This window comes from Kitasatospora sp. NPDC058063 (assembly GCF_042885395.1).
Classification (GTDB): domain Bacteria; phylum Actinomycetota; class Actinomycetes; order Streptomycetales; family Streptomycetaceae; genus Kitasatospora; species Kitasatospora lactacystinica.
Map to the genome: position 1 here is coordinate 14,676 of NZ_JBHVSD010000008.1, position 19,582 is coordinate 34,257.

Genomic DNA, 19,582 nt, shown 5'->3' on the forward strand with positions numbered 1-19,582 from the left:
TGACATGTACCATGGCACATCTCACATGGCCTTGGGAACCCGGGGCGTTGTGCGCAGTTCGCGGGGAATTCAGGTGGGACCGGTGATGACGGCCCGTCAACAGACCCGCCCCGGGCGGGGCGCCGTCGCGCTCCGCCCGGGGCGGTCACCTGTCTGGTTGCCGAGGTCGGCTCACATTTCGCTCGTGACGCTCACCCCGCTGAAGCCCTGCTGGGCGTAGAGGCCGAAGAAGACGTAGCCGGCCGGCGGGTTGGTGACGGTCAGCGTCTCCGAGTTGTCCGGGTTGGTCGACCGGAAGACGTGGGAGTTGGTGTAGGCCCAGCTGCCCGGGTTGTAGTAGAGGTCGCCGTTGCCGGTGCCGCCGCTGGTGGTGATCTTCACCTGCTTGGTGCCGGCCGGCACCGTCAGGTAGAAGTGCGCGTAGTTGCCCGTGGTCGCCGCGACGTTGCTGCGCACGCAGTTGGCGCCCAGCTGCCGGACGTCACCTCCGGCGCAATCCGGCAACTGCGGCCGGCCCGGCGTGTCGGCGGCACAGGCGCCGGCGGCGCACCTGGTCAGCCAGCTGTCGAAGTCGGCGTCGTAACGGGTGCCGATGGTGGTCTTCAGGATGGCGCGGGCACCGTCCCAGTCACCGGCCCGGTACTTGGCGAGGACCGCGTCCACGTCGGATCGGTGCTGCTCCAGCATGTAGCGCACGGCCAGGTACCCCCAGCGGTACACCCGGTCCTGGCTGCTCCTGGCGTAGACCGTGTCGAAGAGCTCGCTCAGCCTGTAGGTGTGCTGCGAGGCCACCGCGATGGCGTCGGTGTTGACGGCCTTGCGGTACGACCAGGAGACGAACTCCGCGAAGCCCTCGACCCACCAGTCGATCGGCTGGACCTGGCCGGCGTCGTAGTCGCCGTACACGTTGAACCGGCCGTCGAGGTAGTGGGTGTACTCGTGGTTGAGGTTCCAGATCTCGAAGGACGAGGCCCACTTGTTCTCGTAGCAGACGAAGCGCGGCTGGTTGCCGGCCGCGGCCGGGTCGCCCTCCAGGTACATGCCGCCGTTGTTGGTGCTGATGTCGAAGATGACCGCGGCGAGCACCTTGTAGTCGAAGTCGGTGTGGAAGACCACCACCTCGATCGTGCCGTTGTTGTCGTCCCTGACCGGGCCGCTGTCCCTGGCCACCGCGTGGAAGAACGCGTCCTGGCCGGTCAAACTGGCGCAGGCGGCTCCCAGTCGGGTGCTGTCCAGCGCCTGGGCGACGATCGTGATGCTCGGGCTGCAGGTGTACTTCACGGTCAGGTTGGCGGCCCTGAACTTCGCCGGGTCGTCACAGATGCCGTAGTACGCGCAGTTGCCCTTGTCGTAGTGCAGCGCCCACCAGGTCAGGGTGCCGCGCACGTACTTGCTGGGACCGCTCGGCGAGGACTGCGCGATCTGGGGGCTCACGTACGGGCGCAGCTTGGGCAGGAACTCCGGGTACTGCATGAACCGGCCCAGCTCGGTGGCCGCGTTGTAGACCATCGGGCCGAGGTCGGTGCCGATCAGGTCGTGGTTGCGGCTGGCGAAGGTGAACAGGGCGTCCATGACGCCCGGGTCGGCGTTGACGACGGCGCGGTACCCGGCCTGATCGGGGCCGCGGGAGAGCGTGAAGAAGACCGGGTTCACCGCCCAGGCCATGTTGGCCCTGCTCCAGGCGGCACTGTCGTAGTCGTTCAGCAGGCGCCGGATGACGGGCAGGTAGTGGCCGGCGTCCTGGGTGCTGTCCATCAGCGTGGTCGCCCCGAACAGCGGGCCGGCGTTGTCGGGCGTGACGTCCCGCGAGCGGGGGTTGGCGTAGAACGAGTCCAGTGCGGCACGGCTCGCGGTGAGCAGGGCGTCACCGTAGGGGCCGACCACCTTCTCGTTGTAGAACTCGACGTAGTAGCCGGCCTGCAGGTAGAGCATCAGCTCCGAGATCGAGCCGCTGTCGTTGCCCTGGTAGCTGTTGGCGGCATCGCGCACCGCGTACGCCACCGAGACCATCTGGGACTCGCGGAACGCGTTGACGGCGTCGCCGAGGCCGATCTTGAACAGCGAGTTGATGCACCAGTAGTCACTGGACTTGATCTGCTGGACCAGGGCGCTTCCGGTGCGGCTGGTGAAGTCGCCCACGTTGCAAGGCTTTTCGGCCGCATCGGCCGCCTCGGCGCCGAGGCCCAGGGCCTTGGCCACCGGCTGCTGCTCGGGCGCCAGGCCTGGCACCTGGGGCGCGAGGGGCTCGGGCAGCGGCTGATCCGAGGTGGAACGCCTCCCGCCGTCCATCTTCGCCATGGCCCGGTCGGCCGGGTTCTCGCCGATGGCCGACGGTGGCGCCAGCCGGGTGGGCGTGGTGGTGGGGGTCTCACCGCCGGGGGTGGAAGCGCCAGGGGTGGGGGTGGGGGCGGCGGCCTGGCTGAGCGGGGCGAACACGCCGATCGCCAGGACGAGGGTCAGAACGAGCGTCAACAGTCTTGCCAACTGCGGGACTCGCAGTAAGCGTCGGCCATTCACGTGGGGGCCTCCGGGCCGTCAAAGGCCGCGAGTCGGGGCGCGGCCTACGGTGGAGCGAGGTCCGTCGGCGACGGCACCGCGTGGGGCGGTTCCGCCGTGGAGACGGTGGGGATGTGCCATGTACCATTGCACACATCACACAATATTGTGAAGGCCTTTACCCAAGGTCCACCCATCCACGACAGCGGAAAGGGCACGGCGACGAGTCGTCACCGTGCCCTTTCCGCTTGCGAAGGAGGGGATTCCGGGAATTCCCGGCCGCCCCTCCCGGAGCGGCTACTTGCGGAGCATCTACTTGCGGAGCAGCAGGATCACTCCCGCCGTCACCAGGCCGACCACGACGGCGGCCACGCCGTACGCCAGGCGGTGCGCCCGCAGCACCGGCAGGAAGCGGTCCACGGCGTAGCGGCCGGGGCCGGTCAGGGCGAGTGCCGCGGCGCCCGCGGTCAGCAGCAGCTCGTACTCGCTGCCCTTCGGGGCGAAGAAGCCGCCGCCCCAGGTGACGGCGATCGCGTTGACCATCGTGCCGACGATCGCGGCGCCCGCCAGCGGGGTCAGCAGGCCGACGGCGAGGGCGAGTCCGCCCAGCGTCTCGGTGAGGCCGGCCACCACGGCCATGGCGTCGCCGGCCGGGTAGCCGCTCATGGTGAAGAACTGACCGGTGCCGTCGATCCCGCCGCCGCCGAACCAGCCGAACAGCTTCTGGCTGCCGTGCGCGGCCATGGTCAGGCCGAGGGCCAGGCGCAGGAGCAGGAGTCCGGCGTCGTAGGCGTGCGGGGAGGTCGTCGCGGGCCCGGCGGTGTCCCGGGCCGGGCTGACGGTGGTGGTGGCGGCGGTCGTGCTCGGGCTGCTGCTCGGCATGCGCGTCTCCATCGATCGGGGTTCGGTCGTCGTCCGGCGCGGCCGGACGTGGTCACGGGTTGTGGTGGTGCGGCGGGCAGGGGTCGTCACCCGGGGCCGTTGTTCAAATTTGAACCGCCGCTCTTCGACCGTACCGCGAAGTTCGAATTTGAACAACTGACGGATCGTCGGCGACTCGCGGAGCCCGTCCGGGCCGGAGAGGGTGGAGGCATGGCTCAACACAGGCACCACCGACGGGAGGCGCGGACCGGCACCCCGTACCCCGAGGCGCTGGACGCCTTCGGCGAGCGCGTCCGGCTCATCACCCCTGGCCAGTGGGACTCCCCCACACCGTGCAGCGACTGGTCCGTCCGCGACCTGGTCAACCACCTCACCGGCGAGCAGCTCTGGGTACCCGAACTGCTGATGGGCGCCACCGTCGGCGAGGTCGGCGGACGCTTCGACGGCGACGTGCTCGGCGACGACCCGGTCACCGCCTGGAGCGACGCCGCCGAGGCCGCCCGGGAGGCCTGGGCCGTCCCCGGCGCCACCGAGCTGACCGTCCACCTCTCCTTCGGCGACACCTCCGGCCAGTACTACCTGGACCAGCTCACCACCGACCTGGTGATCCACTCCTGGGACCTCGCCGAAGGCATCGGACGGCTCACCCGGCTCCCGGACGGGCTCGTCGGGTTCGCGCTCGGCGAGTTCGCCGGGTACGGGGACCTCTCCGGCAGCGGGCTCTTCGACCCGCCGGTGCCGGTACCCGAGGACGCCGGACCGCAGACCCGGCTGCTCGCCCTCGCCGGGCGGCAGAACGGCCGGTGACCGGGCGGCGGCGCGCAGTGTGACCGGGCGGCGACACGGAGGGTGACCGGACTGCACGACGGAGGGTGACCGGCCGCGCCCGCGCGTGACGGGCGCGCCTCCGGGTGAACGGGCCGACGCCGGATACTGGAAGGCGACGGGGGAAGTCTTCCGTGCGAGAGGCGGGCGGGCCATGAGCCGCAGGCCTGACATCCTCGGCGAGTTCACCGCCGACCACCGGGCGGCGATCGAGCTGCTCGACCGGATCGAGTCCGCACCGGCCGACGACCCCGGGCGCGGCGAGCTGATCGCCCGGCTGACCGACCTGCTGTTCACCCACTGCGCCGCCGAGGAGGAACACCTCTTCCCCGTGGTGCAGCACGACGTGCCCGACGGCGGGGCGCTGGTCTTCCGCAGCATCCACGACCACCTGGCGATCGGGCAGTACCTCGCCGACCTCCAGGGGCTCGGCCCCGCCGACCCGGCCCTCGGCACCCTGCTGCGCGGCCTCGCCGAAACCCTGCGACGGCATCTGCGCGACGAGGAGGAGCAGCTCTTCCCGGCCGCCCGCCAAGCCCTGCCGGCGGCGGCCCGCACCGCCCTGGGCGACCGGCTGCGGGCGGACCGGGCCGAGCTGGACGCCCCGGGCTGATCAGGCCCCGGGTCGATCGGCGCCCCGGGCCGGTCGGTTCTCCTGGCCGGTCAGTCCCCCGGACCGATCGGCTCCCCGGCTCCGGTCAGTCCTTCGGGCCGATCACCGCGAACCGGGCGCCCTCGCGGTCCCGCAGCCGGGCCACCCGCCCGTACGGGGAGTCGAAGACCGGCCCGAGCGCACCGCCGCCCAGCTCCACGGCCCGGGCCAGCGCCCGGTCGGTGTCCGGGACGGCGAAGGACACCTCCCAGTGCGGCGGCATCCCGGCCGGGCCGCCCGCCTGCTCCTTGGCCAGCGCCGCGACGCTGTGGCCCTCGGCGCGCAGCACCACCCGGTCGTGCTCCCAGCGGACGTCGAAGCGCTCCGGGTCCCGGCCGTCCCAGCGGAACACCTCGCCGTAGAACAGTGCCGCCGCGAACGGGTCCGGGGTGCGCAGCTCGATCCAGACCGGCGCGCCGGGCACGTCCAGCTTCCGGGCCCGGCCCGGCGGGCCCTCCCAGATGCCGAACACCGCGCCCGCCGGGTCCGCCGCGAAGGCCACCCGCCCGGCGTCGAAGGTCAGCGGGCCGACCGCCAGCGTCGCGCCGCGCTCGCGCACCGCGTCGGCGGCGGCGTCGGCGCTCTCCGTCCCGAAGTAGCTGGTCCACGCGACCGGGATCGCCCCGAAGCCGGCCACGCTCAGTCCGGCCACCGCCTCCCCGCCGGTCACCGCGTGCACGTACGGGCCGAAGCGGTCCGGCCCGGGCTCGAACTCCCAGTCGAGCAGGGGCCCGTAGAACTCCTCGGCATCGTCCAGGTCCCGGGCCATCAGGCTCACCCAGCACGGTACGGCCGCCACACAGCGCACCCTGGCGGCCGTCTCACCGCTGCCCATCGCGAACCTCCTCTGCCCACCCGACCGCCGGGCCCCTCCCGGCTCCGACGACCCACCGGCCGCCCGGGACGCCCACAGCCTAGGCCGCCACCCGCACCGCCCCGGGGACGCCATGCCCGGGATCAGCGCACCCAGTTCTTGAGGGGCTCGGTGTCCAGGGAGATGCCCACCGGGTCGGGCAGCTGGACGGCCTTGCCGAAGGGGAGGGTGTGGACCGTCTCGTAGCGGACGCCGTCGGGCCGGCTGAACACCCTCGCCTCGGCGCTGTCCCGGTCGATCAGCAGGTAGACGGGGATACCGCTCTCGGCGTAGACCCGGGACTTCTCCACGCGAGCACGACGGTCGGCGTCGGAGTCGTAGGAGGTGACCTCCGCGACCATCAGGACGCCATCCGCGTTGGCCCACTCCCCCTGCCCCGCGACGGTGCCGTGCGGAGCGAGTGTGCCGTCCGGATGCGCACGCCCGTCTCGGCACGACTGAACCTGCAGACCGTGGTCGTACATCCACAGCTCGGGCCGCGACTGCACGCAGACCCGCGTCAACCACTCGATGATCATGCCGTGGTCGCCATCCGGCGCGGGTTTGATCCCCAACTTCCCCTTGAGGAGCTCCAGCCGGATGCCCTCGACCGTCCGACCCAGGTGACGGGCGAACTCCTCGAACTGCTCGGGCAGCATCTGCGGGCGCTCGGAGATCGCAGCCACGGGCCCCTCCTTCTCCTGGACACCCTTCGGGTCAACGAGGTCCCCGGCGGGTGGTTACGGGCCGCTCGGCACAGATCGCAGCCCAGCCGGTCCAGGTACCCGGGCGTGACGCAGGTCACATGGAGGGCGGAAATTCCGGGGACGGATTCCCCGTTTGCGAGTACGTTGGAAGAAGCGGGGAGAATTTCCCCGGTATCCTGATGAGGAGCAGTCGTCGTGACCACCACCGCCGAGTCGGTCCGTCCCGCCGGGAGCGCGCGTACGCCGAAGTTGCGTGCGGACGCGAGCCGGAACCGGGAGCGGATCGTGCTGGCGGCCCGGGACGCGTTCGTCGAGCACGGTGCGGACGCACCGCTGGACGAGATCGCGAAGCGGGCGGGGGTCGGCAATGCCACGCTGTACCGGAACTTCCCGGACCGGGTGGCGCTGATCCACGAGGTGGCGGTGCTCGTCAAGAACCGCATCCTGGCCCTCGCCGAGACGGCGACGGCCGAGGCGGACGCTCCTGACGGCGGCGGCCCGTTCGACGCCCTCCAGCGGTTCGCGCACGCGTCCGTCGGGGAGAAGGTCGGCGGTCTCTGCACCCTGTTCAGCAACCATGTCGACCCGTTCGACCCGGAGTTGGCCGAGATCCGGGAGCGCCTGCAGGCCGCCGTGGGCGGGCTGATGGAGCGCGCCCGGGCCGCGGGCGAGCTACGGTCGGACGTTGACCACGGTGACCTGTTCATCGCGATGAGCCAGCTGACCCGGCCACTGCCGAACACCGCCTGCCGACTGCTCGACGACTTCGTCCACCGGCACCTGCAGATCTTCCTGGACGGCCTGCGCGCGCCGGCCGCTTCGGTGCTGCCCGGCCGGGCAGCGACCTTCGAGGACTTCCAGCCCCAGAACTGACCCGACCACCAGTACCGACCGCCCGACGGCGCCCTGTCGCGCCCGGGCACACCCTTTCACCGCACCTTCCCGGTGCGGCAACCCGCCGTTCCCGTACGGCACTCGACCGTTCACGCACACCACACGCACCGTGAAGTGAGTACCCCCATGTCACAAACCGACGCCCGACCGGCGACGCTGCCCGATCCCCGGCGCTGGAAGGCGCTGATATTCATCGGCCTCGCCCAGCTGATGGTCGTCCTCGACGCCACCATCGTGAACATCGCCCTGCCGTCCGCGCAGCGCGACCTGGGCATCTCCGACGGAAACCGCCAGTGGGTGATCACCGCCTACGCGCTGGCCTTCGGCGGCCTGCTGCTGTTCGGCGGCCGGATCGCGGACCTCTGGGGCCGCAAGCGGACCTTCATCGTCGGCCTGACCGGCTTCGCCCTCGCCTCCGCGCTCGGCGGCGCCGCGGCCAACACCGCGATGCTGCTCGGCGCCCGCGCGCTCCAGGGCGTGTTCGGCGCGCTGCTCGCGCCGGCCGCGCTGTCGCTGCTCGCGGTGAGCTTCACCGAGGCGCGTGAGCGCGCCAAGGCCTTCGGCATCTACGGCGCGATCGCCGGTGGCGGCGGCGCCATCGGTCTGATCCTCGGCGGCCTGCTCACCGAGTACATGAACTGGCGCTGGACCTTCTTCGTCAACATCCCGTTCGCCATCGTGGCCGCCGTGGGCGCCGTGCTGGTGATCCGCGAGCCCGCCGAGGGCCGCAACCGCAACCGGCTGGACGTCCCCGGCGTGCTGCTGGTGACCACCGGCCTGGTCGCGCTGGTCTACGGCTTCACCCGCGCCGAGTCCGACGGCTGGTCGTCCGGCAGCACCATCGGGCTGTTCGTCGCGGCCGCCGTGCTGCTGACCGCCTTCGTGCTGGTGGAGCGCCGGGTCAAGGCCCCGCTGCTGCCGCTGCGCGTGGTGCTCGACCGCAACCGCGGTGGGGTGTACCTGTCGCTGGGCATGGCCGTGATCGGCATGTTCGGTCTGTTCCTCTTCCTGACCTACTACCTGCAGATCGTGCTCGGCTACAGCCCGGTGCTGACCGGCGTCGCCTTCCTGCCGATGGTGGCGGGCATGATCACCGGCTCGACCCAGATCGGCGCCCGGCTGATGACCAGGGTCCCCGCGCGCTACCTGATGGCGCCCGGCTTCCTGGTCGCCTCGGCCGGCATGTTCCTGCTGGCCCACATCGGCGTGGACACCTCGTACCCGGCGCTGATCCTGCCCGGCCTGGTCCTGATGGGCCTCGGCATGGGCACCGCGTTCATGCCGGCCATGAGCCTCGCCACCCACGGCGTCCAGCCGCGCGACGCGGGCGTGGCCTCGGCCATGGTCAACACCTCGCAGCAGGTCGGCGGCGCCATCGGCACCGCGCTGCTGAACACCATCGCGGCCAGCGCGACCACCGGGTGGCTGGCCGCGCACGCCACCGCGGCGGCCACCTCGCCGGAGGCCGCCAAGGCGTTCCAGTTCCAGGGCATGGTGCACGGCTTCTCGACCGCGATCTGGGTGTCCTTCGGGATCCTGGTGGCGGCCGCCGCGGTCGCCTTCACCTTCGTCAACGCCGGCCGGCCGGGTGCCGCGGCGGGCTCGGACACGGGCGCGGCGAAGGAGAACGAGGTGCCGGTGCTGGTGCACTGACGGCCGGGGGTTTGCTCGGGTGCGTACGCGGCCCGTCCGGTGTCCTGGAGGACACCGGGCGGGCCGCTCGCCGTTCGGGGCCGCGGAGCCAGGGGACCAGGGGACCGGGGGGCCGCGGAGCCAAGGGGCCGGGGGCCGGGGCCGAAGCCCCGAAGGACTCCGGGGAGCCGCCGAGGACCCCGGGGTGGAAGTGGGGATCACTCCCCGATTATGGTGGCCCTCAGTGCGAATCGGGGACTCCTCCCCGTTTCCTTCGGACCGAGGTGCGTGCACATGACCCGGAATCAGAGCCCTGGGCGGGGGCAGCGGGCCGCCGACTGGGCGGACGGCCGGCTGGGGATCCACTCCCTGGCCAGGGCGAACCTGCGGAAGATCTTCCCGGACCACTGGTCCTTCATGCTGGGCGAGATCTGCCTCTACACCTTCCTGATCATCATCCTGACCGGTGTCTGGCTGACGCTGTTCTTCAAGCCCAGCATGGGCGAGGTGGTCTACGCGGGCTCGTACGTCCCGCTCAAGGGCGTCCCGATGTCGGAGGCCTACGCCTCCACGGTGGACATCAGCTTCGAGGTCCGCGGCGGACTGCTGATCCGCCAGATCCACCACTGGGCGGCGATCGTCTTCGTCGCCGCCATGTTCGTCCACATGATGCGGGTGTTCTTCACCGGCGCGTTCCGCAAGCCGCGCGAGATCAACTGGGTCTTCGGCTTCCTGCTGCTCTTCCTCGGCATGCTGGACGGCTTCTTCGGCTACTCGCTCCCGGACGACCTGCTCTCCGGCACCGGCATCCGGTTCATCGAGGGATCGATCCTCGCCGTCCCGCTGGTCGGCACGTACATCCAGATGTTCCTGTTCGGGGGCGAGTTCCCCGGCCACGACATCGTGCCGCGCTTCTTCACCATCCACGTGCTGCTGATCCCGGGCATCATGCTCGGCCTGCTGGTGGCGCACCTGATCCTGGTCTTCCACCACAAGCACACCCAGTGGGCGGGCCCCGGCAGGACCGAGAAGAACGTCGTCGGCATGCCGCTGATGCCGGTCTACCTGGCCAAGGCCGGCGGGTTCTTCTTCCTGGTGTTCGGCATCATCGCGCTGATGGCCGCGATCGCGACCGTCAACCCGATCTGGGCGTACGGCCCGTACCGGCCGGACCAGGTCTCCACCGACGCCCAGCCCGACTGGTACATGGGCTTCGCCGAAGGCCTGATCCGGATCATGCCCGGCTGGGAGGTCGGGCTGTGGGGGCACACCCTCAATCTCGGGGTGCTCATCCCGTTCGCGCTGTTCCCGCTGGTCCTGGGCGCCATCGCCGCCTACCCGTTCCTGGAGGGCTGGGCGACCGACGACAAGCGGGAGCACCACCTGCTCGACCGGCCGCGCAACGCGCCCGTCCGCACCGCGCTCGGCGCCGCCTGGATCAGCGTCTACCTGGTGGCGCTGGTGGCCGGCGGCAACGACCTGATCGCCACCCACCTGCACCTGTCGCTCAACTCCATCACCTACGCCGCCCGCGTCGGCTTCTTCGCCGTCCCGGTCGCCGTCTTCGTCATCACCAAGCGCTGGTGCCTGGGCCTCCAGCGCCGGGACCTCGACAAGGTGCTGCACGGGCGCGAGACCGGCGTCGTCAAGCGCCTGCCGCACGGCGAGTTCACCGAGGTGCACGCCCGGCTCTCGCCGCGGGAACTGCACCGGCTCACGGCGCACGAACAGCCCCGCCCCCTCGAACTGCCCGCCCCGGTGGACGAGAATGGAGTGGCCCGCCCGGCCGATGTGCTCACCCGCACCCGGACCCGGCTCTCCCGCGGGTTCCACGGCGAGGGCAGCCGGATCCCCAAGCCCACCGCCGAGGAGTTCCGCGAGATCACCGAGGGCCACGGGCACTGACCCGCACCCCCGATGGCACAGGGAGGACAGGTGCACCACCGAACCGACCGGCTCGCCGACAGCAAGTACCTCCTGCTCACCACCTTCGACGAGGACGGCAGCCGGATGGAATCGCAGCTCTGGGTGGTGCCCGACGGCACGGCCCTCGGGGTCTGGGCCCCGGCCCACTCCGGCGAGGCCGAACGGATCCGCCGCCACCCCCGGGTGCTGATCGGCCCCTGCGACGCCCACGGGCGCCCCACCGGCCGCCCGGTCCCCGCCCGGGCGCGGCTCTGCGACGCCGACGACACCGCCCGCTACCGCACCTCGCTGATCAACAAGTACGGCCTGACGGCGCTGGTCGTGCTGGCCCGCAGCCGGTTCCGGGTGGGGCTGGCCGGGACGGTCGGCATCCGGATCACGCTGAACGAACTGGAACAGCGGCTGGTCGGTCCGGACTGGCAGCCGCCGAGCGGCTACTGCGTCAACTGACGGACCGCGTCGGCTGACGGAGCGCGTCGACTGACGGGCCGCCGATTCCCCACGGAGTGCCGGGGCCCCGAGAAGGGCGGCCCCGGCGCTCGGCGCTTCCGAAGCCGTTCACGACGGCGGGTGGGAGGTCACGGCGGCGGGCGGGGCGTCGGGGACGCCGGGACGGGCCCGGGGCCCGCGGGCCGGACGTCAGGACAGCGGGTGCGTCGGGACCGGGCTGACCTCCTGGATCTCGCCGTGGGCCTTGGTGAGCAGCTGCGAGGCGAGCTCGTTGAGCGCGCGGGCTCCCGCGATCTCCTCACCGACCCTCAGCTGTTCCGGGTCGGAGGGGTGGCGGCTGCTGTAGCCGTGGGCGCGCAGTTCGCTCCCGTCGCCGAGCCGCAGCAGCGCGGCGGCGCTGGTCCGCGGTCCCTCTTCGCGGAACTCCATCTCGATGTGCCAACCGACCAGAGTCTGCATGGCGGATCACCTCCATCGGTTACTCCTCCAGAGTGCGCCGCACCCACCGTGAACACCAGGCCAGCCCGACGGGGGCAGCATCCGCGGCCGAGTTGAACGCGTTCAACTCGGCCGCGTAGAGTCGGCGGCGCAAGCCATTTGAACACGTTCAAGGAGGTGTGCCCGCGATGGGAAAGGGCACCACGGAGCTGGTCGACCTGCTGATCCTGCTCGGCATGGGCGCCGTCGTCCCGCTCGGCCTCGCCCTCGTCGACGAGCCCGGGTTCAGCCGGATCCGCCGGCTCTGGCCGCTCGCCGCCGTACCCGGCGCGCTCTCGCTCTGGCTGCCCCGCGGCGGTCCGGCCACCGGCTGCGCCCTGCTCTACGCGCTCGGCACCCTGGCCGTCGCCCTGCACGCGCCGCTGCGGCTGGCCCGCACCCGCTCGCTCGCGCCCGCAGAGGTCGCGGTGCTCACCGCGCTCGCCGCGCCCTCGGTGGCCGGGGTCGCCCTCGTCGCCGAACGCTCCGGGTACCCGCTGTTCGGCTTCGAAGCGCACATCCTGGCGCTCACCGTGCCGCACTTCCACTACGCCGGGTTCACCGCCGCCCTGGTCGCCGGACTGGTCTGCCGCGCCGCCCGTCCGGACTCGGCCGCGGCCCGCTGCGCGGCGCTCAGTGTCCCGGCGGGCACCCTGCTGGTGCTGGCCGGATACTTCCTCGGCAACTGGTGGCAGTTCGCCGGGGCCGCCGTACTGACCACCGGAATGTGGCTGGTCGGCCTGGTCACCTGGCGCGAACTGCGGCCCCGCAGCGGCGATCCCGTCACCGCCCGGCTGCTCGCCGCCTCCTCGGCCGTCCTCGCGCTCACCATGCTGCTCGCCCTCTGGTGGGCACTCGGCCGGGCCGCCGGACTCCCCCACCCGACCCTGACCTGGATGGCCGCCACCCACGGCGTCGGCAACGCGCTCGGCTTCGCACTCTGCGCCCTGCTCGCCTGGCGCCGGATCGCGGCTGATCGGACTGCCGCGGGCCGGACCGCCGTGGCCCGGACCGCCGCCGACGCAACGGAGAGCGCTCGATGAACGACTACAGCTACCCCGAGCAGGGCGCCAGCCGCACCGGCGAGCTGCCCGCCGGCTACAACCACCTGCGGCACAGCGCACTCATCGGCCACGGCCGCCCCGCGCTGGAGGCCGCCGGCGCCGCCCTGCTCGACTGGCGGATGCACCGGCTCGCGGGCGTCCGGATCGACGCGGCGGCCGACCGGGCCGCCCCCGGCGTCGCCGTGCGGTGCGCCATCGGCCTCGGCCCGCTGCGGGCCGGCGCCCCCAACCGGGTGCTGGCCGCGGTCGACGGCCCGGACCGGTACGGCTTCACCTACGGGACCAGGACCGGGCACCTGGCCCGGGGCGAGGAGACCTTCCTGGTCGAGCTGACCCCGGACGGCGGGGTCCGGTTCTCCGTCACCGCCTTCAGCCGACCGGTCGCCCGGTACGCCCGGCTCGCCGGCCCCCTGCTCCCCCTCGCCCAACGCGCCTTCGCCCGCCACTGCGGCCGCGTCCTGACCCGGATCGCGGCCCGGGCCGGCTGAGCACCGGCCGCCCCCACTCACCCGACGCACCTTCACCCACCACCGCGCACGCGCACCGACCCGGAACACGGCGCGGGCCGGCCGACCGGCCGACCGGACGGTGGTCGGGTGGGTCGGTGGGGGCGTAAATCCGCTCGTCGGGGCGGTGGTCCGTTCGGGATGATCGGCGGATGATGTCGATACGACCGGTCCTGGAGATCTTCGCCCCCGACGGCTTCGCGCTCTGGCCGACGGGCAGCCCCGAGCCGTACGGGAGCCTCACGCTGAACGGGCGGCTGACGCCGGCCGAGGTCGGTACGGCGGTGTGGCGGCTGGCCGACTGCAACGACGTCGAGCCCGAGTCCGAGCAGGCCGAGGAGCGCGGGCCGCGCCCGGCGGACCCGCTGGGCGGCTTCCTGCACGGGCTGCTCACCGAGTCGCACCCGTACGCCCCCGGCGGCCTGGTGGTGACCGACTCCGTCACCGGCGCCGTCTTCGAACCGGGCTGCTGCAACGGCCTGGAGGACTGGCGCGAGTGGCTGAACGTCACGGACGGCTCCGGCACGGCCTGGTTCGGGCACGACCCCGACGCCCGGGCCGAGTGCGTCGGCCGGGTCGTCCGGCTGACCCGGGACGCCGAGAGCGGAGAGGACCCGGTGATCGAGCTGCCGGTGGACGAGCTGCGCCGGCTGCTCGCCGGGGCCGAACGGGACCTGCGGGACTTCCTCGCCCTGGCCACCGGCTGGGCCGGACAGCAGCTGCCCGAGCACGCCGCCGCCGTCACCGCCGCGCTCGCCCGGGCCCTGGACCTGGAGCCGGCCCCGGAGCCCGCGTCATGACCAGCTTCCACACCCACCGGGCCCGGGTGCACGACACCTCGCTCCCGCCGTACCGGCGGCACAGCGCGCTGCGCACCTGCCTGACCCGCTTCGCGCCGTACGGCCTGCGGGCGACGTACCACCACCTCACCGTCAGCGCCCGGGTGCCGCGCTTCCTGGAGACCGACCCGGAGTCGCTGGTCCGCGCGGTGGACGAACTGCACGAGGCGCGCGAGCTGTGGCGGGCCCGGGCCGAGGAGTACGCGGCGCGGCGCCGGGTGCAGAAGCGGGCCGGGCGGCGGCGGGCGCCGGAGACGGCGTGGTGGCACCAGCGCTGGTGGGGATCGCCGAACGCGGCCTGGGACCATGACCCGTTCCTGCACCCGCCGTTGCGGCTGCCCGACTACGTCCGGCGGCAGAACGCGCTGCTGGACGGCGCCGAGCTGCCCGGCTGCCCGGCCTGCGGGGAGCAGGGCACACCGGTGGGGATCCCGACCGGGCACGGCCGCGCCGAGCTGTGCCGCGGCTGCGCCCGGGTGCTGACCCCCTGTGGCTGCGGGCGGTGGCACAGCTTCGAGCCCGCGCTGCGGGTCGGCTGGAGCCGGACCTGGCAGCGGGAGCACATGACCGGCACCGGCGAGCCGAGCCCGCACTGGCCGGGTGTGCGGGGCACGGCCCGGGTGGAGCGGCTGGAGTCGTACACGGTCGACCTGGAGTCAGGTGTGGTGCGCCGGGACCGCGACCAGTAGCGCGCCGCTGTCCTGGACCCGGACCTCGAAGTGGTCGATGTCCCCGGGCTGGAGGGCCGCCCCGCCGGTGGTGCGCACGGTGCCGTCCCCGCCCCCGTAGCCGCTCGCGGGGACGGACCAGCTGGTGACCGTCTGCTGCTCGCCGGTGCGCGAGACCGCGACCAGTCGGCACGTCAACGGACCTTGGACGCCTGAGAGTTGCAGGCTCACCCGGGTGCCCCAGGCGGCGCCGTCCAGGCCGACGGTGGCGTGCGCGCCGGTGCTCGGGTCGGTGGCGCTGAACTGCTCGGCCATCGCGACCACGGCGGGCGGCGCGTGCTCGGCGGTGAGCACCGCGGCGGTGACGGCGGGGCCGGCCGCCACCATCGCGGTCGCGGCCAGGGCCAGCACCAGCCGCCGGATCCGACCCCGCCGCCGGGTGCTGCCGACCTCGGCGACCAGGCGGTCCAGCAGCCGCGGGTCCGGTTGCGGGGCGGGGCCGGCCGGGTCCGTTCCGGCCGCCCGCGCGGTGGCCGCGTACTCGGCCAGCATCGGCTCCACGGGGCCGAGTTCAGCCACCTGTTCGGCGCACTGCGGGCAGTCGGCGAGGTGCAGTTCGAAGGCGGTCTGCTCGGCGGGCTCCAGCAGGCCGAGGACGTACGCGCCGACGTCCGCGTGCTCCGGCCCGCCGGCGGGGGTCCGGTCGGGGTCCGGGTCGGGGTGTCCGGTCACGATGTCACTCCCCGTTCCTCCAGCGCGAGCCTGAGCGAGCGCAGCGCGTAGAACACCCGCGAGCGCACCGTCCCGGCCGGGATGCCGAGTTCGGCGGCCGCCTCGACGGCCGTGCGGCCCTTCAGGCAGGTCTCGACGATGATCTCCCGGTGCGCGGGCGAGAGGTCGGCCAGTGCGTCCGCGACGGTCATCATCCGCAGGGCCCGGTCGATCTCGTCCTCGGCGGGCAGCTGCTCCAGCACCGCGGCGTCCACCTCCCGCGGCCGGGCCATGGCGCTGCGGTGGCCGTCGATCACGATCCGCCGGGCGACCGTGACCAGCCAGGGCCGCAGTGAGCGGGCCTCCGGGTCGAGCCGGTGGATGTTGCGCCAGGCGCGGACCAGCGTCTCCTGCACCACGTCCTCGGCCCGCTGCCGGTCCCCGGCGACCAGGTGGAGCACGAACCCGAACAGCGGACCGGCGTGCTCCCGGTAGAGGGCGCGCATCAGCTCCTCGTCCGGCGCCCCCGTACCGCGGCCGCCGGTGCGTCCGCCGGGGTGCTCCTCGGTCACCACTTCATCGTTGCGCACCCGGGCCTCCCGGTCGAGGACGGTCGGGACCGGTCAGTAGCCCGGGGTGCTGGGCGCCGGCGTGCTGGGCGCCGGGGTGCCGGGCATCTGCGGGGAACCGGCCGCGGTGCCCGCCCTGCCGCCGCTCGGGGTCAGCGCGAACCAGGTGCCGCCGACGCCCTGGCCCTTGGTGTCTCCGGGCTTGGTGTCCGGCGAGTAGCGGTAGGCCGGCCAGCCGTTCAGGGTGACCTGCTCGGTGCCGTCGGCGCGGGTGACGGTGCCGACCAGCTTGCTGTCGATGCCCTTCACCGTGACGTTGCCGTTGGCGTGCTCGGGCGGCCAGATGACGGCGCAGCTGCCGTTGCAGGAGGACTCCGGCGGGCTGTTCCGGTCCTGGTCGAAGCGGTAGAGCGTGAAGCCGGCGCTGTCGGTGACGATCGTGCCCAGCTTCGGGTCCTGGGCGGTCTGCATGGTGGCGCTCGCCGGGGCGCTCGGGCTGCTCGACGGGTGCGACGAGCCGCCGGACGACCCGCAGCCGGCGATCAGGGCGGCGGCCGCGATGCCGGAGGCGGTCAGGGCCAGGGTCCGGCGGGTGCGGAGTGTGGTGGGCATGGGGTGCCTCCCGCGGGGGAAGGGGTCGGGGCGGACCGGACACCCCTCTGTACGGGTGGTGGCCGCCGAGTGCTCAACCCCGGCGCCGGGAGTTCCCCGCGCTCCCCCGCGACTCCCCCGGAATACGCCGCCGACCGGCACCGTTGTGCCGGGCGACGGTCTGAGCCGCCACCTCCGGAAGGGAAGGAATCACGAGATGAGCAGCACGGTCGAGCTGACCAAGGAGAACTTCGACGACATCGTCCCGGGCCCGGAGGGCAAGGACTTCGTCTTCATCGACTTCTGGGCCGGGTGGTGCGGGCCGTGCCGCCAGTTCGCCCCGGTGTTCGAGAAGGCGGCCGAGCGCCACCCCGACCTGGTCTTCGCCAAGGTGGACACCGAGGCGCAGCACGAGCTGGCCGCCGCGTTCGAGGTCCAGTCGATCCCGACGCTGGCGATCATCCGCGAGGGCGTACTCGTCTTCTCGCAGCCCGGCGCCCTGCCGGAGACGGTGTTCGAGGACCTGATCAACCAGGCCCGCAACCTGGACATGGCCGATGTGAAGCGCAAGGTCGCCGAGGAGAGCGCGGCCGGCGGCCAGGCCTGATCCGGACCCGGCCGGGCCCGGTCCGGACGCCCGAGGGCCCGGGGAGCACCGTCTCCCCGGGCCCTCGCCGTACCCGGCCGCGGCCGCTCAGGCCGGTTCGGCGCCCCAGGCGGCGAGCCGGTCCGCGAGCGCCCGCACCTCGGCGCGCAGCGCGGCGGGCTCCCGGACGGTGAACGGCCACCCCAGGCCGGCCAGCAGCACCGCGAGGCCGTCGAGGTTCTGCGCCCGGGCCCGCAGCAGCACGCGGTCCTCGGCGAGTTCGGTGAGCGTGCCGACGGCGGGCGGAAGCCGGCGGCGGGCCTCGGCGAGGCCGACCCCCAGCTCCACCTCCACCCGGTGCCGCCAGGGCGCGCCGGCCAGTGACTCCACCACCCGCTGGACCGGGTCGAAGTCCTCGGGCGGCTCGAAGCCCGCCTCGCCCTGCTCGACCCGGGTGATCCGGTCCAGCCGGAAGGTGCGCGGCTCGCCGCTCCGGTGGTCGAGGCCGGTGGTGTACCAGCGCCCGGAGTGGAAGACCAGCCCGTACGGGTCGAACTCGCGCTCACTGGGCCGGTCCTCGCGGTCCCGGTAGGCGAGCCGCACCCGGCGCCGCCGGCGGGCCGCCTCGGCCAGGGTGAACAGCGCTGCGGCGGCCGGGCCCGGGCCGGTGGCCGGGACGGCGGTGAGGCCGAGGGTCTGCTCGACGGCGGAGACCCGGTCGCGCAGCGAGGGCGGGAGCACCCGCTGGATCTTGGCGAGGGCGGTCCCGGTGGCCTCCTCCCCCACCGACAGGCCGGAGCTGCGGCCGGCCAGCAGGCCGAGCACGACGGAGACGGCCTCCTCCGGGTTGAGCATCAGCGGCGGCAGCCGGTAGCCGGGCCGCAGACGGTAGCCCCCGTAGCGGCCCCGGTCGGCCTGGACGGGGATGCCGAGCTCGGCCAGCCGAGAGGCGTAGCGGCGGACGGTGCGCTCGTCCACGTCGAGCCGGGCGGCCAGTTCGGCGCCGGTCAGGCCGGGGCGGTCCTGGAGCAGTTCCAGCAGGGCGAGGACACGGCTGACCGGGTGCTCCACCGTGCGTTCCTCCCGTCTCCCCGCCAGTTCCGTACCGACTCCGAACCGACTCCTCGCCGCCTCCGGGCCGCCCTTGCGGACGCCTCTTCCGCGGACCCCTTCCGGACGCCGTCCGGACACCCTCCGGACGCGCGGGGACGACGCGGAGGAAATGCGGGCGACTTCTGTCCGGATCCGATCCTAGAGTCGGCGGTGGAGGAGGCCCCACCGCGGCGAAGCCCTCCCACGGGCCCCTCGACGCCTCCGGCCCGTCGAGGCCTCCCCCGGCATTCCCAACGACGAAGGAGCGATCCGCCATGAGCACGTTCGTACTGGTCCCCGGATTCTGGATCGGCGCCTGGGCCTGGGACGAGGTGGCCGAGCCGCTGCGCGCGGCCGGGCACCGCGTGTACGCCGTCAGCCTGCCCGGAGTGGCCGAACGCGCCGTCGAGACGGGCGAGTTCGGGCTGGAGGACCACATCGCCGACCTCGCCGCACTGCTGGTCCGGGAGGACCTGTCGGACGTCGTCCTGGTCGCGCACAGCGGCGCCTGCGCCCCGGCGGGCGGGCTCGCGGACCGGATGCCGGAGCGGATCCGCCGGGTGGTCTACCTGGACAGCGGCCCGCTGATCGACGGCTCCGCGGTCCAGGACCTCTGGGAGCCCGGCTACCGGCGGACGGCCGAGGCCTCGCTGGTCGACGACCGTCTCCCGATGCCGTCCTGGGAGTACCTGGCCGAGCACGGCACCAGCGTGGCGGGACTGGACGGGGCCGCCCTCGCGCGCATCCGCTCCCGCGCCACCGCGCAGCCGGCCGGGGCGTTCCGGGACCGGCTGCGGCTGACCGGCGCCGGGGCCGCGCTGCCGCAGGCGCTGGTCTCCTGCTCCTTCCCGCTCTCCCAGGTGCGCGAGCTGATCGCCGCCGGGCACCCGTACTTCGCCGGGATGTCCGGCCCGAACTGGGAGCTGCGCGAACTGCCCACCGGGCACTGGCCGATGTTCTCCCGTCCGGCCGACACGGCGGCCCTGCTGGCGGAGCTGGCCGCGCTCTGAGTCCGTCGGCCCGGCCCGGCCCGTTCCGTCCGGCGCCGGGCCGGGCCGGGCCGCCGGGCTGTCCCGTCCGCGCCCGACGGTGTGCCCCACGGCGCCCTCGGCGTGTCCGACCGTCGCGCAACCGCGCCCGGACCGGCAGGATGGGGCCCACG

The 19,582-nt window shown here is 73.3% G+C and carries 21 protein-coding genes; 12 read left to right on the top strand and 9 right to left on the bottom strand.

Features of this window, described 5'->3' with window-relative positions:
* Positions 1-171 precede the first annotated feature (171 nt).
* Both ACFVUY_RS15340 and ACFVUY_RS15345 read right to left on the bottom strand, forming a co-directional pair.
* A complete protein-coding gene (locus ACFVUY_RS15340) occupies positions 172-2,472 on the bottom strand; it encodes a M9 family metallopeptidase (RefSeq protein WP_387730096.1) in 2,301 nt (766 codons plus the stop codon).
* 336 nt (positions 2,473-2,808) lie between these two features.
* Entirely contained in the window at positions 2,809-3,378 is a 570-nt protein-coding gene (locus ACFVUY_RS15345) for a DoxX family protein (RefSeq protein ID WP_387692769.1), read from the bottom strand.
* A 210-nt stretch (positions 3,379-3,588) separates the two neighbouring features.
* Between ACFVUY_RS15345 and ACFVUY_RS15350 the strand changes: the two genes are divergently transcribed.
* Positions 3,589-4,185 carry a TIGR03086 family metal-binding protein gene (locus tag ACFVUY_RS15350; RefSeq protein WP_387730099.1) on the top strand — a complete coding sequence of 199 codons (597 nt, stop codon included), beginning with the start codon at positions 3,589-3,591 and terminating at the stop codon, positions 4,183-4,185.
* Between the two features lie 172 nt (positions 4,186-4,357).
* Positions 4,358-4,816 carry a hemerythrin domain-containing protein gene (locus ACFVUY_RS15355; protein ID WP_387692773.1) on the top strand — a complete coding sequence of 153 codons (459 nt, stop codon included), beginning with the start codon at positions 4,358-4,360 and terminating at the stop codon, positions 4,814-4,816.
* A gap of 85 nt (positions 4,817-4,901) precedes the next feature.
* On the opposite strand, the gene ACFVUY_RS15360 is transcribed toward ACFVUY_RS15355, so the two are convergent.
* Positions 4,902-5,690, bottom strand: a complete 789-nt coding sequence (locus tag ACFVUY_RS15360) for a VOC family protein (protein WP_387692775.1) — start codon at positions 5,688-5,690, stop codon at positions 4,902-4,904.
* A gap of 122 nt (positions 5,691-5,812) precedes the next feature.
* Positions 5,813-6,394 carry a Uma2 family endonuclease gene (locus ACFVUY_RS15365; protein ID WP_387730102.1) on the bottom strand — a complete coding sequence of 194 codons (582 nt, stop codon included), beginning with the start codon at positions 6,392-6,394 and terminating at the stop codon, positions 5,813-5,815.
* 216 nt (positions 6,395-6,610) lie between these two features.
* On the opposite strand from ACFVUY_RS15365, the gene ACFVUY_RS15370 reads away from it, so the two are divergent.
* From ACFVUY_RS15370 to ACFVUY_RS15385, 4 genes are all read left to right on the top strand, one after another.
* Positions 6,611-7,288 (top strand): TetR/AcrR family transcriptional regulator, encoded by a 678-nt coding sequence (locus tag ACFVUY_RS15370; RefSeq protein WP_387692779.1) that lies wholly within the window; start codon positions 6,611-6,613, stop codon positions 7,286-7,288.
* A 147-nt stretch (positions 7,289-7,435) separates the two neighbouring features.
* Positions 7,436-8,962, top strand: a complete 1,527-nt coding sequence (locus ACFVUY_RS15375) for an MFS transporter (protein WP_387692781.1) — start codon at positions 7,436-7,438, stop codon at positions 8,960-8,962.
* 273 nt (positions 8,963-9,235) lie between these two features.
* Positions 9,236-10,846, top strand: a complete 1,611-nt coding sequence (locus tag ACFVUY_RS15380) for a cytochrome bc complex cytochrome b subunit (RefSeq protein WP_387730105.1) — start codon at positions 9,236-9,238, stop codon at positions 10,844-10,846.
* Positions 10,847-10,876: 30 nt separating this feature from the next.
* A complete protein-coding gene (locus tag ACFVUY_RS15385) occupies positions 10,877-11,317 on the top strand; it encodes a PPOX class F420-dependent oxidoreductase (RefSeq protein ID WP_387692784.1) in 441 nt (146 codons plus the stop codon).
* Positions 11,318-11,506: 189 nt separating this feature from the next.
* On the opposite strand, the gene ACFVUY_RS15390 is transcribed toward ACFVUY_RS15385, so the two are convergent.
* A complete protein-coding gene (locus ACFVUY_RS15390) occupies positions 11,507-11,776 on the bottom strand; it encodes a DUF1876 domain-containing protein (protein WP_359900185.1) in 270 nt (89 codons plus the stop codon).
* 167 nt (positions 11,777-11,943) lie between these two features.
* Between ACFVUY_RS15390 and ACFVUY_RS15395 the strand changes: the two genes are divergently transcribed.
* From ACFVUY_RS15395 to ACFVUY_RS15410, 4 genes are all read left to right on the top strand, one after another.
* A complete protein-coding gene (locus tag ACFVUY_RS15395; protein WP_387730108.1) occupies positions 11,944-12,837 on the top strand; it encodes a YndJ family protein in 894 nt (297 codons plus the stop codon).
* Positions 12,834-13,346 (top strand): DUF1990 family protein, encoded by a 513-nt coding sequence (locus tag ACFVUY_RS15400; protein ID WP_387692789.1) that lies wholly within the window; start codon positions 12,834-12,836, stop codon positions 13,344-13,346. Before ACFVUY_RS15395 ends, ACFVUY_RS15400 begins: the two co-directional genes overlap by 4 nt.
* Positions 13,347-13,516: 170 nt before the next feature.
* Entirely contained in the window at positions 13,517-14,164 is a 648-nt protein-coding gene (locus ACFVUY_RS15405) for a hypothetical protein (protein WP_387730111.1), read from the top strand.
* Complete coding sequence (locus tag ACFVUY_RS15410) at positions 14,161-14,892, top strand: hypothetical protein (protein ID WP_387730114.1); 732 nt, start codon at positions 14,161-14,163, stop codon at positions 14,890-14,892. The genes ACFVUY_RS15405 and ACFVUY_RS15410 overlap by 4 nt, the downstream gene beginning before the upstream one ends.
* On the opposite strand, the gene ACFVUY_RS15415 is transcribed toward ACFVUY_RS15410, so the two are convergent.
* Genes ACFVUY_RS15415 through ACFVUY_RS15425 form a run of 3 tightly spaced genes read right to left on the bottom strand, consistent with a single transcriptional unit; the run spans position 14,860 to position 16,763 of the window.
* Positions 14,860-15,603, bottom strand: coding sequence for an anti-sigma factor family protein (locus tag ACFVUY_RS15415; RefSeq protein ID WP_387730117.1), 744 nt, complete (start codon positions 15,601-15,603; stop codon positions 14,860-14,862). The genes ACFVUY_RS15410 and ACFVUY_RS15415 overlap by 33 nt on opposite strands.
* Positions 15,600-16,172 (bottom strand): sigma-70 family RNA polymerase sigma factor, encoded by a 573-nt coding sequence (locus ACFVUY_RS15420; protein WP_387692797.1) that lies wholly within the window; start codon positions 16,170-16,172, stop codon positions 15,600-15,602. Before ACFVUY_RS15420 ends, ACFVUY_RS15415 begins: the two co-directional genes overlap by 4 nt.
* A gap of 33 nt (positions 16,173-16,205) precedes the next feature.
* On the bottom strand, positions 16,206-16,763 hold the full coding sequence (locus ACFVUY_RS15425; RefSeq protein WP_387730120.1) for a hypothetical protein: 558 nt from the start codon (positions 16,761-16,763) through the stop codon (positions 16,206-16,208).
* A gap of 196 nt (positions 16,764-16,959) precedes the next feature.
* Between ACFVUY_RS15425 and ACFVUY_RS15430 the strand changes: the two genes are divergently transcribed.
* The gene (locus ACFVUY_RS15430) at positions 16,960-17,349 is read left to right on the top strand and encodes a thioredoxin family protein (RefSeq protein WP_387692801.1); all 390 of its coding nucleotides are present in this window, start codon (positions 16,960-16,962) and stop codon (positions 17,347-17,349) included.
* An 87-nt stretch (positions 17,350-17,436) separates the two neighbouring features.
* Here the strand turns inward: ACFVUY_RS15430 and ACFVUY_RS15435 are convergent, their stop codons facing one another.
* Positions 17,437-18,399: a helix-turn-helix transcriptional regulator gene (locus ACFVUY_RS15435; RefSeq protein ID WP_387692803.1), complete on the bottom strand. Its 963-nt coding sequence runs from the start codon at positions 18,397-18,399 to the stop codon at positions 17,437-17,439.
* Between the two features lie 296 nt (positions 18,400-18,695).
* On the opposite strand from ACFVUY_RS15435, the gene ACFVUY_RS15440 reads away from it, so the two are divergent.
* Positions 18,696-19,430, top strand: a complete 735-nt coding sequence (locus tag ACFVUY_RS15440) for an alpha/beta fold hydrolase (RefSeq protein WP_387730123.1) — start codon at positions 18,696-18,698, stop codon at positions 19,428-19,430.
* Positions 19,431-19,582 lie beyond the last annotated feature (152 nt).

What these genes read in the sequence shown, in the direction of transcription:
- ACFVUY_RS15345 (WP_387692769.1), bottom strand. Translation starts at nt 3,378, where the DNA reads ATGCCGAGCAGCAGCCCGAGCACGACCGCCGCCACCACCACCGTCAGC.
- ACFVUY_RS15350 (WP_387730099.1), top strand. Translation starts at nt 3,589, where the DNA reads ATGGCTCAACACAGGCACCACCGACGGGAGGCGCGGACCGGCACCCCG.
- ACFVUY_RS15355 (WP_387692773.1), top strand. Translation starts at nt 4,358, where the DNA reads ATGAGCCGCAGGCCTGACATCCTCGGCGAGTTCACCGCCGACCACCGG.
- ACFVUY_RS15360 (WP_387692775.1), bottom strand. Translation starts at nt 5,690, where the DNA reads ATGGGCAGCGGTGAGACGGCCGCCAGGGTGCGCTGTGTGGCGGCCGTA.
- ACFVUY_RS15375 (WP_387692781.1), top strand. Translation starts at nt 7,436, where the DNA reads ATGTCACAAACCGACGCCCGACCGGCGACGCTGCCCGATCCCCGGCGC.
- ACFVUY_RS15380 (WP_387730105.1), top strand. Translation starts at nt 9,236, where the DNA reads ATGACCCGGAATCAGAGCCCTGGGCGGGGGCAGCGGGCCGCCGACTGG.
- ACFVUY_RS15390 (WP_359900185.1), bottom strand. Translation starts at nt 11,776, where the DNA reads ATGCAGACTCTGGTCGGTTGGCACATCGAGATGGAGTTCCGCGAAGAG.
- ACFVUY_RS15395 (WP_387730108.1), top strand. Translation starts at nt 11,944, where the DNA reads ATGGGAAAGGGCACCACGGAGCTGGTCGACCTGCTGATCCTGCTCGGC.
- ACFVUY_RS15400 (WP_387692789.1), top strand. Translation starts at nt 12,834, where the DNA reads ATGAACGACTACAGCTACCCCGAGCAGGGCGCCAGCCGCACCGGCGAG.
- ACFVUY_RS15405 (WP_387730111.1), top strand. Translation starts at nt 13,517, where the DNA reads ATGATGTCGATACGACCGGTCCTGGAGATCTTCGCCCCCGACGGCTTC.
- ACFVUY_RS15410 (WP_387730114.1), top strand. Translation starts at nt 14,161, where the DNA reads ATGACCAGCTTCCACACCCACCGGGCCCGGGTGCACGACACCTCGCTC.
- ACFVUY_RS15425 (WP_387730120.1), bottom strand. Translation starts at nt 16,763, where the DNA reads ATGCCCACCACACTCCGCACCCGCCGGACCCTGGCCCTGACCGCCTCC.
- ACFVUY_RS15430 (WP_387692801.1), top strand. Translation starts at nt 16,960, where the DNA reads ATGAGCAGCACGGTCGAGCTGACCAAGGAGAACTTCGACGACATCGTC.
- ACFVUY_RS15440 (WP_387730123.1), top strand. Translation starts at nt 18,696, where the DNA reads ATGAGCACGTTCGTACTGGTCCCCGGATTCTGGATCGGCGCCTGGGCC.